This window comes from Pantoea sp. 1.19, from assembly GCF_001922585.1.
Classification (GTDB): domain Bacteria; phylum Pseudomonadota; class Gammaproteobacteria; order Enterobacterales; family Enterobacteriaceae; genus 1-19.
Genome location: NZ_MRBS01000001.1, coordinates 687,704 through 701,502, shown reverse-complemented (window position 1 = coordinate 701,502; position 13,799 = coordinate 687,704). Strand labels below are relative to the sequence as shown.

Below are 13,799 nucleotides of genomic sequence, written 5' to 3'. Positions count from 1 at the left end.
GGGGTTATCCCTGACGCAGCGCCTGCAGGCAGCGCTTCAGCGCGCCATCCAGCGGGGCTTCGACCCGCAGCGTTTCACCGCTGCTTGGGTGGGTGAAGGTCAGCGCCGCGGCGTGCAGGAACAGACGCTGCAGGCCAGTGGGTGCCAGCCGGGCATCAAACGCGCGGTCGCCGTAGCGATCATCAAAAGCAATCGGGTGGCCGGCATGCAGCGTGTGTACGCGAATCTGGTGAGTGCGCCCGGTAACCGGGCTGGCCTTCACCAGCGTCGCCTCGGCAAAGCGCTCCTCAACTTTGAACAGGGTCTCCGACGCTTTTCCTTCAGCGCTAACCCGTACCATACGCTCGCCGCTTTGCAGGATGTTCTTCTGCAGCGGGGCCTGGACGCGCTTCAGATGCGAAGGCCACTGGCCGCGCACCAGCGCCAGATAATCCTTCTGCATCCCCTTCTCGCGCAGCTGCTCGTGCAGCGCGCGCAGCGCCGAGCGCTTTTTCGCCACCAGTAAAATCCCCGAAGTGTCCCGATCCAGCCGGTGTACCAGCTCGAGGAAGCGCGCATCGGGCCGCAGCGCGCGCAGCCCTTCAATCACGCCAAAGCTCAGTCCGCTGCCGCCGTGTACCGCGGTCCCCGACGGCTTATTCATCACCAGGATCGCGTCATCTTCATACACAATAGCGCCTTCCAGCGAGGCCACCTTCGCCAGCTTCGGCGAAATGGCCGCCTCATCACGCTCAGCGACCCGCACCGGCGGGATGCGCACTTCATCGCCGGCCTGGAGCTTATATTCCGGTTTGATGCGTTTTTTATTCACCCGCACCTCGCCTTTGCGCAGGATGCGGTAAATCATGCTCTTGGGCACGCCTTTTAGCTGGGTGCGCAAAAAGTTATCAATGCGCTGTCCCGCTTCATCGGCGGACACAGCAACAATCTGGACGGACGGTGTATTCGTATTCATGGCTGGCGATTCTAAAGAGTGGCACCGCAACGCGCCACCTCTTTTTACACGCTGCATCATCGACCGCGCGGCGAAATTATCCGGCGCCATCGGGGCATTATCTGATGAAAAAAACCGCGGTCGCTGGCTTTTTCAGCGTCTTTTATTCCCGCTTTGTGAGGAATCCGCCGATAACCGCGAGAAAGTTCGCAACAGAACAAAAGTCACCTTGCTATCACGCGGTCAGCAGTGGAATAATGAATTTTGTGCTGTTCTTGTCAGAACAAGAAGATAGCAACGTAATTTTGCCCGGTCGTTCGGACACGCAGCAATGGCGTAAGACGTAATGAACAATCAGGCATTTAGCGGGCTGCGGGTTGCAGCCTGGACGAAACAGGGTTTGAGTTTCTCTGGTGGTTACAGAGCCGACTCCCCGCTATCGCGCTGTTTCTCCTTATTTGTGAAACAGGCGGCCGAAAATGGCGTCCCTTGAGCAGTCGACATCCGGGAGGTTGACGATATCGCACGTAGACACGGGACCATCGGTGTGAAGTCCGTCCAGCGTTACCATGCCCGCAGCTTAGTCACTAATGTAAGAATAATGAGTAAGTTACGATGAAAAGAATGTTGATCAACGCAACTCAACAGGAAGAGTTGCGTGTTGCCCTTGTTGACGGACAACGCCTCTACGATCTGGATATTGAAAGCCCCGGACACGAGCAGAAAAAGGCAAACATCTATAAAGGCAAGATTACCCGCATTGAACCCAGTCTTGAGGCCGCCTTTGTCGATTACGGCGCTGAACGACACGGTTTTCTCCCTCTGAAAGAAATCTCCCGCGACTACTTCCCCGCTAATTATCACGCTCACGGCCGTCCTAACATCAAAGATGTCCTGCGCGAAGGTCAGGAAGTGATTGTTCAGATTGATAAAGAAGAGCGCGGCAATAAAGGCGCGGCGTTGACCACCTTTATCAGCCTGGCAGGCAGCTATCTGGTACTGATGCCGAATAACCCGCGCGCGGGCGGAATTTCCCGCCGCATTGAGGGTGACGATCGGACCGAGCTGAAAGAAGCGCTCTCTTCGCTGGAACTGCCTGACGGCATGGGCCTGATTGTGCGCACCGCCGGCGTGGGCAAATCTGCAGAAGCCCTGCAGTGGGACCTGAAGTTCCGTCTGCAGCACTGGGAAGCGATTAAAAAAGCCGCCGACAGTCGTCCGGCGCCGTTCCTGATCCATCAGGAAAGTAACGTCATTGTCCGCGCTTTCCGCGACTACCTGCGCCAGGATATCGGCGAGATCCTGATCGATAACCCGAAAGTGCTGGAGCTGGCGCGCCAGCACATTGCCGCCCTGGGCCGTCCGGATTTCAGCAGCAAAATTAAGCTCTACACCGGGGAAATCCCGCTGTTCAGCCACTATCAGATTGAGTCGCAGATTGAATCCGCCTTCCAGCGCGAAGTGCGCCTGCCCTCCGGTGGTTCGATTGTTATCGACAGCACCGAAGCGCTGACCGCCATCGACATCAACTCCGCTCGCGCAACCCGCGGCGGCGATATCGAAGAGACCGCGTTCAACACCAACCTGGAAGCCGCCGACGAAATTGCCCGTCAGCTGCGCCTGCGCGACCTCGGCGGCCTGATCGTCATCGACTTCATCGACATGACCCCGGTCCGTCACCAGCGTGCGGTGGAAAACCGCCTGCGTGAAGCGGTGCGTCAGGATCGCGCCCGTATTCAAATCAGCCACATTTCCCGCTTTGGCCTGCTGGAGATGTCGCGTCAGCGTCTGAGCCCGTCGCTCGGTGAGTCCAGCCATCACGTCTGCCCGCGCTGTAGCGGTACCGGCACCATCCGTGATAACGAATCGCTGTCGCTCTCCATCCTGCGCCTGATTGAAGAAGAGGCGCTGAAGGAGAACACCAAAGAGGTGCACGCCATTGTGCCGGTGCAGATTGCCTCTTACCTGCTGAACGAAAAGCGTGACGCAGTGAGCGCCATTGAGAAGCGTCAGGGCGGCGTCCGCGCGGTGATCGTGCCGGATGACCGGATGGAAACGCCGCACTATTCCGTGCTGCGCGTGCGCAAAGGCGAAGAGACGCAAACCCTCAGCTACCTGCTGCCGAAGCTGCATGAAGCCGATATGTCCCTGCCCTCTGAAGAGGAGCACGCCGAGCGTAAGCGTCCTGAGCAGCCGGCGCTGGCCGCCTTCGTGATGCCGGATGCACCGCCGCCGCAGGAAATCACACCGGAAGCCCCGGCGGTCACCGCCGCCGCACCGGGTGCCGCCGCCGCCGCGCCTGCCGGCCTGTTTGCCCGTCTGGTCTCCGGGCTGAAGAGCCTGTTTGCGCCGGAACCGGCCCCCACCCCCGTCGCCGAACCGGCCGCCCAGCCGGTACAGGAAAGCGCGCCGGCCAGCGCCGGGAAAGAACCGCGCGGCGAACGCCGCAACGCCCGTCGGCCAACTAACCGTCGCGACCGCAATGACCGCAACGATCGTAGCGAGCGCAATGACCGCGGCGAGCGCAATGACCGCAACGAACGCAATGACCGCAACGAACGTGGCGAGCGCAATGACCGCAATGACCGCAACGAACGTGGCGAGCGCAATGACCGTAGCGAGCGCGGAGAACGCCAGGAGCGCGGCGCGCGTCAGGATCGCCATGAGCGCGGGCCGCGTCCAGGCAGCGAAACGCGCGAAGCGCGCAGTGAAAGCCGTGATGACCAGGGCCGCCGCGAACGTCGCCCGCTGAACGGCGAAGTGCGCGACGCGCGCCAGCCTGAGACGCAGGATGAGCAGCTCGCCCAGCGCGATGAGCAGCAGCAGCGCCGTGAACAGCGCGCCGAACGCCAGCGTCGCCGTCAGGAAGAGAAGCGCCAGGCTCCGCAGGAGAATAAAGCGGCCGAACCGAAGGGGGACGCCGCTGATCTCGCCACGGACGACCAGGACAATACGCAGGTCATGCAGCGCCGCCAGCCGCGCCAGCTGAGCCAGAAAGTGCGGATTGAAACGGCAGAGCAAACCGCCGCGCGTCACACCTTCGCCAGCGATGAGGCCGAGGCAGATACCGCTCAAGCCCAGCCGGAAGTCAGCGAGCACCTGCCGGCCAGCGAGGCCCACGACGACGGGGAAAATCGCGATACCATGCCGCGCCGTTCACGCCGTTCACCGCGCCACCTGCGCGTGAGCGGACAGCGTCGCCGTCGCTACCGCGATGAGCGCTATCCGACGCAGTCGCCAGCACCGCTGAGCGCCGCCGTCGCCTCACCGGAGATGGCTTCCGGTAAGGTGTGGGTGAGCTACCCGGTTGCCAGCGAGCAGCAGCGCGATCGTGAGCAGGAGCCGGCCGTGGTCGCTCAGCCTGCGGCCGCGCAGCAGACCGAGGTCGAACAGCAGCCCGACACCGTGCAGCAGCCGGAGAGCGTGCAGCAGCCGCAGGTTGCCGTCGCCGATGACGCCAGCCAGGAACGCCGCACACCGAAGGTGCAGAACAGCGCACCAGTAGCCACCGCCGCGCCGATGCTGGTCAACACGGACAACACCGCCCCTGTCGACGTCCCGGTGGATAGCACCCCGTCGGTCATCGAGCCGGAAGCACGTCCGCTGGCCGAGACGGTGCGCGAACAGGCACAGCCGGCTATCGTCTCTCCGGAGGCCAAGCCGGCAGCGGAAGCCGGGCAGATCATCGCCGCCGCGCCGCAGGAGGCCGCGCCGCAGCCGGCCACCGACGTTGCCCGCGAGATGGCCGCCGATGTGGAGAGCACGCAGCAGGCTAACCTCAGCGAGCTGGAAACGCCGGTCCCCGCACCGGAAGCCAGCGAGCCGCAGGCGCCGGTCCCGGCCCGCGATTGCCCGGTCGATCACGCCGATGCGCCGGTAAAAGGGCTGGTTCGCTTTCACGCCAGCGCGCCGATGACCAAAGCCCCTGCCCCGGCGTGGACGCCGGAGCCGGTGCGTCACAGCGACTGGGTGCGCGAAGCGTATCACTTTGACGGCCGCGGTGCCGCCGGCGCCCACGCCGCCACGCACCAGGCTACTGCCCCGGCAACCCGCCCGCAGTAAGTCAGAAAACCGCCCCCCAACCCCGCTTCGGCGGGGTTTTTTTATGTCGTCGATCCCACCGCGCAAGCACACCCTCTTCCGCACCGGGCGGTTACCGCTGGTGCGGCCCCGCTGTCGGCGCGATCAGATGGCTGACTCAGCACTGGCCTACCGCGCCGGGGGCGCCGCGTAGCGGCCCACGGAGGCGTGAGAACGGCATTGCGACGATGAGGCGGCGATCGGCCTGCGGCCTGCGCACCGGCGGCACTCAGTCCCCCCTTCACCTCAGAGTTTCCCCAACGGATGACGAGAGGATTGTCGTCACTACCCGGCCTGGCCGTCGGCAATCCTGTGCAAAGATTCACCGCCGCCTGAAACGATGCGTGGTAAAGACCTGCCGCCCAGGCTGTTGGCCAGCGCGTCAGGTTCACTGTCGCCCCCTCCCGTTAGCCGCCACGGCCGGGATACGCTAAAGAACAATATCATCCAGAATCTCCGCTGCCGGCCGGCGGCGGGACAACCATCGCGCGACGTCTGTCGAACCGTCGGCTGAGGTGGCAGCCTGATTGCCGCCTGCCGCCCTGGTGACTAACGCTACAGCCGCCGGCGGTTGGGATCGCGACCGGCTACCCGGTGGACCGTCTGGCGCCAGGTGGACGCCCGCGGCGTGGCTTTCGTGCCAGCGCATTACGGATCAACGTCATTCCGTAAGCCAGCGCACAAGCGGCAACCCGGACTGAGCTCCGGACGACATCGATCATCCGTCAGCTCAACGCGTACGCCGCATGTCCGGACGGGACGCTCGCGAAGGATTGACGCCGCAGGTGCGTTTCACGGGCAGTATCAGCAGGCGGCTGGATCCCTCGCGGACATCGACGGTCGTGCACCGCACCGGGCCTCACTCCCCACCGATAACGGCGGACGCTGCAGCCCTGGCGAGGGTGCAACGTCCCCCGATCTCCACGCAGTCGTTTCGGTTTTCACCGCTGTTCAGTGAGCCTGGCGAGAAGGCTGCCTGCGGGGGTAGGGTGCTGAATCACGCCCGGCGGGCAAGGAACGCCGGTCGGCATCGCGCTCCGGCGTGGCGGGGCATTCGCGAGTTAACTGGCAGCGTGGCCTTTCGGACATGCCGCGAAACGTTTTACAGGGGATCTGCCGGGCCGCCCTTCCTCCACGCCCGGAGGGCGTACAGCGCGCCCCGGCGTGGCGGGGCATCCGCGAGTTAACTGGCAGCGTGATCTTTCGGACATGCCGCGAAACGTTTTAAGAGGGCCTGCCGCGCCGCCCTTCCTCCACGCCCGCGGGGCATACAGCGCGCCCCGGCGTGGCGGGGCATTCGCGAGTTAACTGGCAGCGTGACCTCCCGGACATGCCGCGAAACGTGTTACAGGGGGCCTGCCGGGCCGCCCTTCCTCCACGCCCGCGGGGCATACAGCGCGGTTCGCGCCCCGGCGTGACGGGCATCCGCGAGTTAACTGGCAGCGTGGCCTCCCGGACATGCCGCGGAACGTTTTAAGAGGGCCTGCCGCGCCGCCCTTCCTCCACGCCCGCGGGGCATACAGCGCGCTCCGGCGTAGCGGGGCATTCGCGAGTTAACTGGTAGCGTGACCTTTCGGACATGCCGCGAAACGTGTTACAGGGGCCTGCCGCGCCGCCCTTCCTCCACGCCCGGAGGGCGTACAGCGCGGTTCGCGCCCCGGCGTGGCGGGGCATCAGCGATTTAACTGGAAGAGTGACATCCCGGACATGTCGCTGAACGTTTTATAGGAGGCCTGCAGGGCCGCCTGTTGCATGACGTAGGTGGAGATGGCCGCATTGTAATCGACATCCACCAGCTCGCTCATCTGCTGCTGCTGAGTGACTGCACGCTGTTCACCGAGCGCCTTAAGGTTATCGATTTCTGCCAGCTGTACGCCCAGTTCTGAACGCACGCTCAGCACGGCGTTATAGCTGTTTTTCAGGCCGCGATTGGCTTTATCCACCGCCGCATTCAGGGTCTCTTTTGCCGCCTGATCGCCATCCTGTACCGGTACCTTCAGGGCGGCGATAACCGTATCCAGCGTGGTAAACAGGTTGCTCTCCCCGGCCGATCCATCCGGCTCCGGCGTGCTGTTGCTGGCCAGGGTCATAAACACCTGGCGGCCGGTGTGGTTGATTATCATTTGACGGCTGCTGTCTACCTGCTGCGCGATCGGCTGTTCGCCGCCGCGGTAATCAATGGCCCCGCTGACTGCATCGGCGGTAAAGGGCTTCGCCTCGCTGACGTAACCGGCGAAAATATAGCGGCCGTTACCGTCCTGGCTGTTGGCCAGATTGAGGATCTGATCGCGCATTCCCTGCAGCTCTTTAGCCAGCGAACCGCGGTCATTGTCGCTCAGGGTACCGTTACCGGCATAGACCACTTTTTCCATCGCGGTTTGCAGTACGCTGGTGACCTGCCCGAGGGTGTTCTCCTCCAGTGACAGGTTCTGTTTGGCAAAAGTGCGCGCCAGGGTGAACTGCGCGTTTTCCGCCTGGCTTTGCGCCAGCACCACCGCCCGCGATGCGGCGATGGGGTCATCGGAGGGATTGATCACTTTTTTACCGGTGGACAGATGCTCCCCGGCCGACATCCACAGCGACTGGGCCTGGGAAATGCCATTCATGTTTTGCTGATAGATCATGCTGGTACTGAGTCGCATGGTTTTATCCTTACTTAGCGAATACTGATCAGGGCATCAAACATCGACTGCGCGGCCTGCATCACCTGGGCGTTAGCCATGTAGTACTGCTGATAGCGCTGCAGATCGCCATACTCCTCATCCAGATTAACGCCGGAGATCGACTGCTGCTGCCTGGTGAGCTGGGTCACCACATTACTCTGGGTGGTGACGGTGGTTTTTAGCGTGCTGGTTTTGTTACCTATCTCACTCACCAGGCTGGCGTAAGCCTGAGTGAGGGTGCTGTTGCCGTTGACCAGATCTTTGCCCTGCAAATCCAGCAGCTTCTGCGCATTACGGTTATCGCTGGCCCCGCCCGGTTCGCTGGCCGCCGCCAGCTTCGCCGGATCCTTAATGGCCACCGACATCGAAACGATGGCATTCGCCACCGGCTTCACCACAAAGCTGTCCTGTTCCGCCGGCGCACCGCTGAGAGTGACGGTCAGCCCGTCAAAGCTGAGGGTATCGCTGCTGCCGTTATTTCCCGGGGTCACACTCACCGGGGCGTTATCTGACAGGCGCTTCACCTGCCAGCTGCCATTCTGGTAGCTGACGCGGTAATCCGCTGCCGCGACCTTGCTGGTCTCTTGCCAGCTGGCGCTGAGCGATGCACTGCCGCGGTTTGCGGCGTTGGCCAGCACCTCTGGCTGACCGAGGGTGAACAGGTCACCGCCGGCGATCCCTTCGCTGTCAAAACCTTGCCGATGCTGGGCATTCAGGCTGCTGGCAAATGCCATCGCCAGCTGTCCAAGGCGGTTACGGGCGCCGTCGAGGTTTTCGCTGCGAAAGGCAAGCAGCCCGCCAAGCGATCCGCGGTTAAGGCTGCTCTCCGGAATCACCTGATTGCCGGCGAGGCTGTCTACCTGCGCGACTACCGTACGCGACGGATCGGCGCTGGACGGGATCGCCGCCAGCGTCTGATAGCGGCTGCCCTGCACCAGTGAGATGCCGTTAGCGATGGTCAGGTTATAGCTGCTGCCATCCTGCACGGAGACCTCGACACCGACCAGCTGATTCAGCGCGTTCACCAGCTGATCGCGCTGATCCAGCAGGTCGTTAGGCTGCGCCCCGGCGCCGATGCCGGTTAGCTTCGCGATCTGCTGATTCAGGTTGGCAATCTGCTGCGCATAGTTGTTTATCTGATCGACGCTGGCGCTGATGTCGCGATTGACGCTGGTGGCCATATTGCGCAGCGACTGATCGTTTACCTTAAACTGGTTCACCAGCCCTTCGGCTTTGCCCAGCAGCGTCTGGCGCGCCGAGGGATCGTCTGCGTTGCTGACCAGGTTCTGCACGCTGGTAAAAAAACCTTGCAGCGTGGTGGAGAGGCTGTTGTTGGTGCTGGCCAGCATGTCGTCGATGCCCGCCACCTGTTGATACTGGGTGGTCAGGCCGCTGGCCTGGCTCTGGGCGTTGCGCAGTTGCAGCGTAATGAATTCATTGTATTCCCGGTGTACTCCGGTAACGTTGACGCCGTTGCCGTACCAGGCGCCGCCGTTCAGGGTGCTGTTGGCCTGGGAGAGGATCACATTCTGGCGCGTATACCCGGCGACATTGTAATTGCTGATGTTGTTACTCACCGTGTTCAGCGCCGCCTGGGCGGCACTCAGGCCGCTCATCGCGGCGTTAATTAAGCTCGACATGTCCGTTCCTTCCAGGGGCAGGCCTCTCCCGCCCGTCAGTGACTGTGGTAGATAATCGGCCGTCCGGCGAAAAACTTGAGGCGTCGGCTCAGAAAAGCGCGCTCAAATCGCTGCTGTAAGCTTTCGCCACGCGCTCGCCGAGATGTTTAAACTGCTGGATAACGCTGACCAGTTTTTGCGCGTAGTTCGGATCGGTCGCGTAGCCCGCCTGCTGCAGCGCCATCGCCCCCTCTTCAGCGCTGACGGCGCTGGCCACCGCCGCATAGCGCGGATTACTGCCCACCAGCCTGACGTAATCCGCAAGGGCATCAAAGTAAGAGCCATAAACGCGGAAGCTGGCCTTAACCTTCTTCGCCACGCCGTGCTGATACTCGGTGGTGGTTATCTCGGTGGTGTCACCCCGCCAGCTGGCACCGGCCTTGATGCCAAAGAGGTTAAAGCTCGGCTTGCCGTCGGCGGTGAGAATCTGCCGCTGCCCCCAACCGGACTCCAGCGCGGCCTGCGCCAGAATCAGGTGATGTGGAATGCCGCTGGCGGCGCTGGCGGCCTGCGCCGGCTGCAGCAGCTGAGCGATAAAGTCGCGGCTGTCGCCGCTCATCGCCGCGCTGGGGGGCGGCAGTCTGGGCAGCGCAAGCCGTATCCTCTGCGCCATCGCCAACGGCGGCAGCGTATTGATAAACTGCTTATCCAGCGGCATCGGCAGCGTGCCTGCCTGCTCATCGGGCGGCGCGGTCGCCTGCATCTGGCGGACGAGACTGTCCGACAAGCCAATTCCGCGCGCCGCCATCTGCTGAGCGATTTGCTGATCGTAGAGGCTGGTGAACATCCGGCTCTGCTCGCTGCTGAACAGCCCCTCTTTCGGCAGGGCGTCGCGCATGCTTTTCAGCATCATCTGGACGAACATTCCCTCAACCTGCTGGGCCACCTCTTTGGCATGCGCCTGCGGGGCGTTGCCCGCCAGCCGCTTCAGGTTGCTCAGCGACTGGCTGTCCCAGGCGGCGGCGCTCAGTGAGCGGGCATCGTTCATCAGATGATTTCCAGCCTGGCGCGCAAACAGCCGGCGCTCTGCATGGATTGTAAGATAGACATCAGCTCCATCGGCGAAGCGCCGAGCGCATTCAGCGCGCGTACCACGTTATTGAGGTTGGCGCTGGCGTTCACCCGCTGCAGCGCGCCGCCCTCCTGGCGCAGATCGATCTGCGTCTGCTGCGTCACCACCGTCTGACCGCCGCCAAACGGCGTGTCCGGCTGGTTGACGTTCTGCTGCTGGTTCACGGTCACCGACAGGTTCCCCTGCGCGACCGCACACTGACTGAGGGTCACTTCGCGATTCATCACGACCGATCCGGTGCGGCTGTTAATCACCACTTTGGCGTCCTGGACCGGCACTGACACGTCGATATTCTGGATATCCGCCAGCAGGCGCACCTGCGAGGTGCCGCTGGCAGAGACCTGAACCTGCACGGTGCGCCCGTCCAGCGCCTGGGCCGCGCCGTAGCCGCTGCTGCGGTTAATGGCATCGCTGATGCGCTGCGCCATGGTAAAGTCCTCGTCGTTTAGCTGCAGCATCAGGGTGTTGCTGCGGCCGAAGGTGGTGGGCAGCTCGCGCTCCACCGTGGCCCCGCCGGTGATGCGGCCGCCGTTAAGCTGGTTAACCTGCACGCTACTGCCGCCGGCCTGCGCGCCCGCGCCGCCGACCAGAATATTTCCCTGCGCCAGCGCGTAGACCTGATTATCGACCCCTTTCAGCGGCGTCATGAGCAGCGTCCCACCGCGTAGACTTTTGGCGTTGCCCATTGAGGAGACCACCACATCAATCGCCTGCCCCTGGCGGGAAAACGGCGGCAGTTTGGCGGTGACCATCACCGCCGCAACGTTTTTCAGCTGCATATTGGTGCCGGGAGGCACGGTAATACCCAGCTGCGACAGCATGTTGTTCAGACTCTGGGTGGTAAACGGGGTCTGCATGGTCTGATCCCCCGTGCCATCCAGCCCAACCACCAGCCCGTAGCCAATCAGGGAGTTATCGCGCACGCCGAGCACGGTGGTCAGATCGCGGATGCGCTCGGCGCCGGCGGTGATGCTCCACAGCGTCAGCAGCAGCGCCAGCAGGCGAGACAGGGATACGTTAGCCATACAGTCCTCTTCGTTCTTTTACATCGGTGACAGGTTCAGGAAGAAGCGCTGCAGCCAGCCCATGGTCTGCGCTTCGTTGATGTAGCCGTTGCCGACATACTCAATGCGGGCATCCGCCACCTGCGTGGAGACCACGCTGTTAGCGCCGCTGATGGTGCGCGGATTGACCACGCCCGAGAAGCGAATGAACTCGGTGCCCTGATTTATTTCAATCTGCTTTTCGCCCACCACCCGCAGGTTGCCGTTGGGCAACACTTCGTTCACGGTGACGGTAATGGTGCCGGTAAAGGTGTTATTGGCGCTGGCGCCGCCTTTGCCGGCGAAATCATTTTTCCCCTCTGCGGCTACGGTGGCGCGGTCGCCGCCCAGCAGCCCCTGCAGATAGCGCGGCGTGGCGCTCAGACCAAAGCTGGTGCTGCCATCGCGTCCGGCATTGGCCGACGAGCTTTTACTGGCGCTGACGTTCTCCTGCAGCACAATGGTCAGGGTATCGCCGATGTTGCGCGGGCGACGATCTTCAAACAGCGGCTGATAGCCGTAGTTCATCGGCATCACCCCCTGGAAAATGGAGCCGTTGGCTACCGGCGGTGACGCCGGCAGCGGCTGGGCGGAGGTGGCCCCCTGTACCAGCGGCGTGCGCGGTACCAGCGCACAGCCGTTTACGGTCAGCAGCGCCACCGCCACCCACCCGCTGACCCCCCGGAAAACTCGTTGCATTGCCACGGAACACACCTTTTTTAACTGACCCCGCGCGCGGGGTCCGAAAGACTTAAACCTGCGTCAGCTTCTGCAGCATCTGATCGGCAGTGGTAATCGCCTTACTGTTGATTTCGTAGGCGCGCTGGGTCTGAATCATGGTCACCAGCTCCTCGGCAACGTTGACGTTGGAGGTCTCGACGTAGCCCTGATACAGCAGCCCGGCGCCGTTTTGCCCCGGATTACTGTCGGTCGGCGCACCGGAAGCCTGCGTCTCCTGATACAGGTTCTCCCCTTTGCTCTCCAGGCCGGCATCGTTAATAAAGGTGCTCAGCGTCAGCTGGCCAACCTGCACCGGCTGCGTCTGTCCCTGCTGGGTTACGCTGACTACCCCGTCGCGGGCGATGGTAATGCTGAGGGCGTTGGCCGGAATGGTGATGGCCGGCTGCACCGGAAAACCGCCGTTCGTTACCAGCTGACCGTTCTGATCAACCTGGAAAGCGCCGTCGCGGGTGTAGGCCAGCGCGCCATCCGGCATCTGTACCTGAAAGAAACCCTGGCCATTGATCGCCACGTCTTTTGACGAATCGGTCTTCGACAGGTTGCCCTGACTGTGCAGACGCTCGGTGGCCACCGGGCGCGTGCCGGTACCGATCTGCAGACCTGACGGCAGCGTAGTCTGCTCGGAAGATTGCGCCCCCGGCTGACGCAGAGTCTGGTACATCAGGTCCTCAAACACCGCACGCTGGCGCTTAAAGCCGTTGGTGCTGACGTTCGCCAGGTTGTTGGCAATCACATCCATGTTGGTCTGCTGCGCATCAAGACCGGTTTTGGCAATCCATAAAGAGCTAATCATTCGCGTATCCTCTGCGCTTAGCTGATTGAAAGCAGCTGGTTTGCGCGCTGTTCGTTTTCATCGACGCCGGAGATAACTTTCATCTGCATCTCAAAGCGTCGGGCGTTGGCTATCATCTCTACCATGCTAGTGATCGGGTTAACGTTACTCCCCTCCAGCACGCCCGGCATCACCTGCACCGTTGGGTCGTTAGGCAATACCGTCCCGCGCTGCTGCCGGGCGCTGTCGCTCAGGCGAAACATGCCGTCATCGCCGCGAATCAGCTCGGCGGCCTCCGCCTTCACCCGCTTCAGCTGGCCAACCTGCACGGTAGCGTTCGGCGGATCGCCGGGGTTCAACGCGGTGATGGTGCCATCGGCCGCTATGGTGATCTCCGCCCCTTGCGGAAGCGCAATCGGGCCACCATCGCCGATAACCAGATGGCCCTGGATGGTCAGCTGACCGGTTTGATCCACCTGCATATCACCGTTGCGGGTATAGGCCTCGCCGCCGTCCGGCCCCTGCACCACCAGCCAGCCATCCTGCTGCACCGCCACATCCAGATTACGCGAGGTGTAATCGAGGCTGCCGGGGGACATATCGGCCCCCGGCGTCGAGGCCACCACCAGGGTGCGGGTCGGCAGGCTCAGCCCCTCAACCGGCACCGCGCGCAGCGCGCTGAGCTGCGCGCGAAAGCCGGGGGTGGAGGCGTTGGCCAGATTGCTGGCGTTGACCGCCTGCTGATTAAGGGTTTGGCTGGCCGCCCCCATCGCGGTATAGATTGCGTGATCCATAAACTCGCCCCGTCAGGCCGG

The 13,799-nt window shown here is 62.8% G+C and carries 10 protein-coding genes; 2 read left to right on the top strand and 8 right to left on the bottom strand.

All coding sequences use genetic code 11. The features are described 5' to 3' along the window. Positions 1-4: 4 nt before the first annotated feature. Positions 5-955, bottom strand: coding sequence for a 23S rRNA pseudouridine(955/2504/2580) synthase RluC (rluC, locus tag BS626_RS03530; RefSeq protein WP_075180992.1), 951 nt, complete (start codon positions 953-955; stop codon positions 5-7). Here rluC and BS626_RS18275 point away from each other — a divergent pair. Both BS626_RS18275 and rne read left to right on the top strand, forming a co-directional pair. After that, positions 954-1,229 (top strand): hypothetical protein, encoded by a 276-nt coding sequence (locus BS626_RS18275; protein WP_139308750.1) that lies wholly within the window; start codon positions 954-956, stop codon positions 1,227-1,229. The genes rluC and BS626_RS18275 overlap by 2 nt on opposite strands. A 320-nt stretch (positions 1,230-1,549) precedes the next feature. After that, positions 1,550-4,996, top strand: coding sequence for a ribonuclease E (gene rne, locus BS626_RS03525; RefSeq protein WP_075180991.1), 3,447 nt, complete (start codon positions 1,550-1,552; stop codon positions 4,994-4,996). Between the two features lie 1,691 nt (positions 4,997-6,687). On the opposite strand, the gene flgL is transcribed toward rne, so the two are convergent. The 7 genes from flgL to BS626_RS03490 all read right to left on the bottom strand — a co-directional run bounded on the left by flgL (position 6,688) and on the right by BS626_RS03490 (position 13,778). After that, positions 6,688-7,656 (bottom strand): flagellar hook-associated protein FlgL, encoded by a 969-nt coding sequence (gene flgL, locus BS626_RS03520; RefSeq protein ID WP_075180990.1) that lies wholly within the window; start codon positions 7,654-7,656, stop codon positions 6,688-6,690. A gap of 14 nt (positions 7,657-7,670) precedes the next feature. After that, positions 7,671-9,317, bottom strand: a complete 1,647-nt coding sequence (gene flgK / locus BS626_RS03515; RefSeq protein ID WP_075180989.1) for a flagellar hook-associated protein FlgK — start codon at positions 9,315-9,317, stop codon at positions 7,671-7,673. A gap of 88 nt (positions 9,318-9,405) precedes the next feature. Then, the gene (gene flgJ / locus BS626_RS03510) at positions 9,406-10,344 is read right to left on the bottom strand and encodes a flagellar assembly peptidoglycan hydrolase FlgJ (protein ID WP_075180988.1); all 939 of its coding nucleotides are present in this window, start codon (positions 10,342-10,344) and stop codon (positions 9,406-9,408) included. Continuing rightward, positions 10,344-11,453 carry a flagellar basal body P-ring protein FlgI gene (locus BS626_RS03505; RefSeq protein ID WP_075180987.1) on the bottom strand — a complete coding sequence of 370 codons (1,110 nt, stop codon included), beginning with the start codon at positions 11,451-11,453 and terminating at the stop codon, positions 10,344-10,346. The genes flgJ and BS626_RS03505 overlap by 1 nt, the downstream gene beginning before the upstream one ends. An 18-nt stretch (positions 11,454-11,471) precedes the next feature. Beyond that, complete coding sequence (locus tag BS626_RS03500; RefSeq protein WP_075180986.1) at positions 11,472-12,170, bottom strand: flagellar basal body L-ring protein FlgH; 699 nt, start codon at positions 12,168-12,170, stop codon at positions 11,472-11,474. Positions 12,171-12,222: 52 nt separating this feature from the next. Continuing rightward, positions 12,223-13,005, bottom strand: coding sequence for a flagellar basal-body rod protein FlgG (gene flgG, locus BS626_RS03495; protein ID WP_075180985.1), 783 nt, complete (start codon positions 13,003-13,005; stop codon positions 12,223-12,225). Between the two features lie 17 nt (positions 13,006-13,022). Then, on the bottom strand, positions 13,023-13,778 hold the full coding sequence (locus tag BS626_RS03490; RefSeq protein ID WP_075180984.1) for a flagellar basal body rod protein FlgF: 756 nt from the start codon (positions 13,776-13,778) through the stop codon (positions 13,023-13,025). Positions 13,779-13,799 lie beyond the last annotated feature (21 nt).

Coding starts and splice junctions, on each gene's coding strand:
- flgL (WP_075180990.1), bottom strand. CDS start 7,656: ATGCGACTCAGTACCAGCATGATCTATCAGCAAAACATGAATGGCATT.
- BS626_RS03490 (WP_075180984.1), bottom strand. CDS start 13,778: ATGGATCACGCAATCTATACCGCGATGGGGGCGGCCAGCCAAACCCTT.
- BS626_RS03500 (WP_075180986.1), bottom strand. CDS start 12,170: ATGCAACGAGTTTTCCGGGGGGTCAGCGGGTGGGTGGCGGTGGCGCTG.
- rne (WP_075180991.1), top strand. CDS start 1,550: ATGAAAAGAATGTTGATCAACGCAACTCAACAGGAAGAGTTGCGTGTT.
- flgJ (WP_075180988.1), bottom strand. CDS start 10,344: ATGAACGATGCCCGCTCACTGAGCGCCGCCGCCTGGGACAGCCAGTCG.
- BS626_RS18275 (WP_139308750.1), top strand. CDS start 954: ATGGCTGGCGATTCTAAAGAGTGGCACCGCAACGCGCCACCTCTTTTT.
- BS626_RS03505 (WP_075180987.1), bottom strand. CDS start 11,453: ATGGCTAACGTATCCCTGTCTCGCCTGCTGGCGCTGCTGCTGACGCTG.
- flgK (WP_075180989.1), bottom strand. CDS start 9,317: ATGTCGAGCTTAATTAACGCCGCGATGAGCGGCCTGAGTGCCGCCCAG.
- flgG (WP_075180985.1), bottom strand. CDS start 13,005: ATGATTAGCTCTTTATGGATTGCCAAAACCGGTCTTGATGCGCAGCAG.
- rluC (WP_075180992.1), bottom strand. CDS start 955: ATGAATACGAATACACCGTCCGTCCAGATTGTTGCTGTGTCCGCCGAT.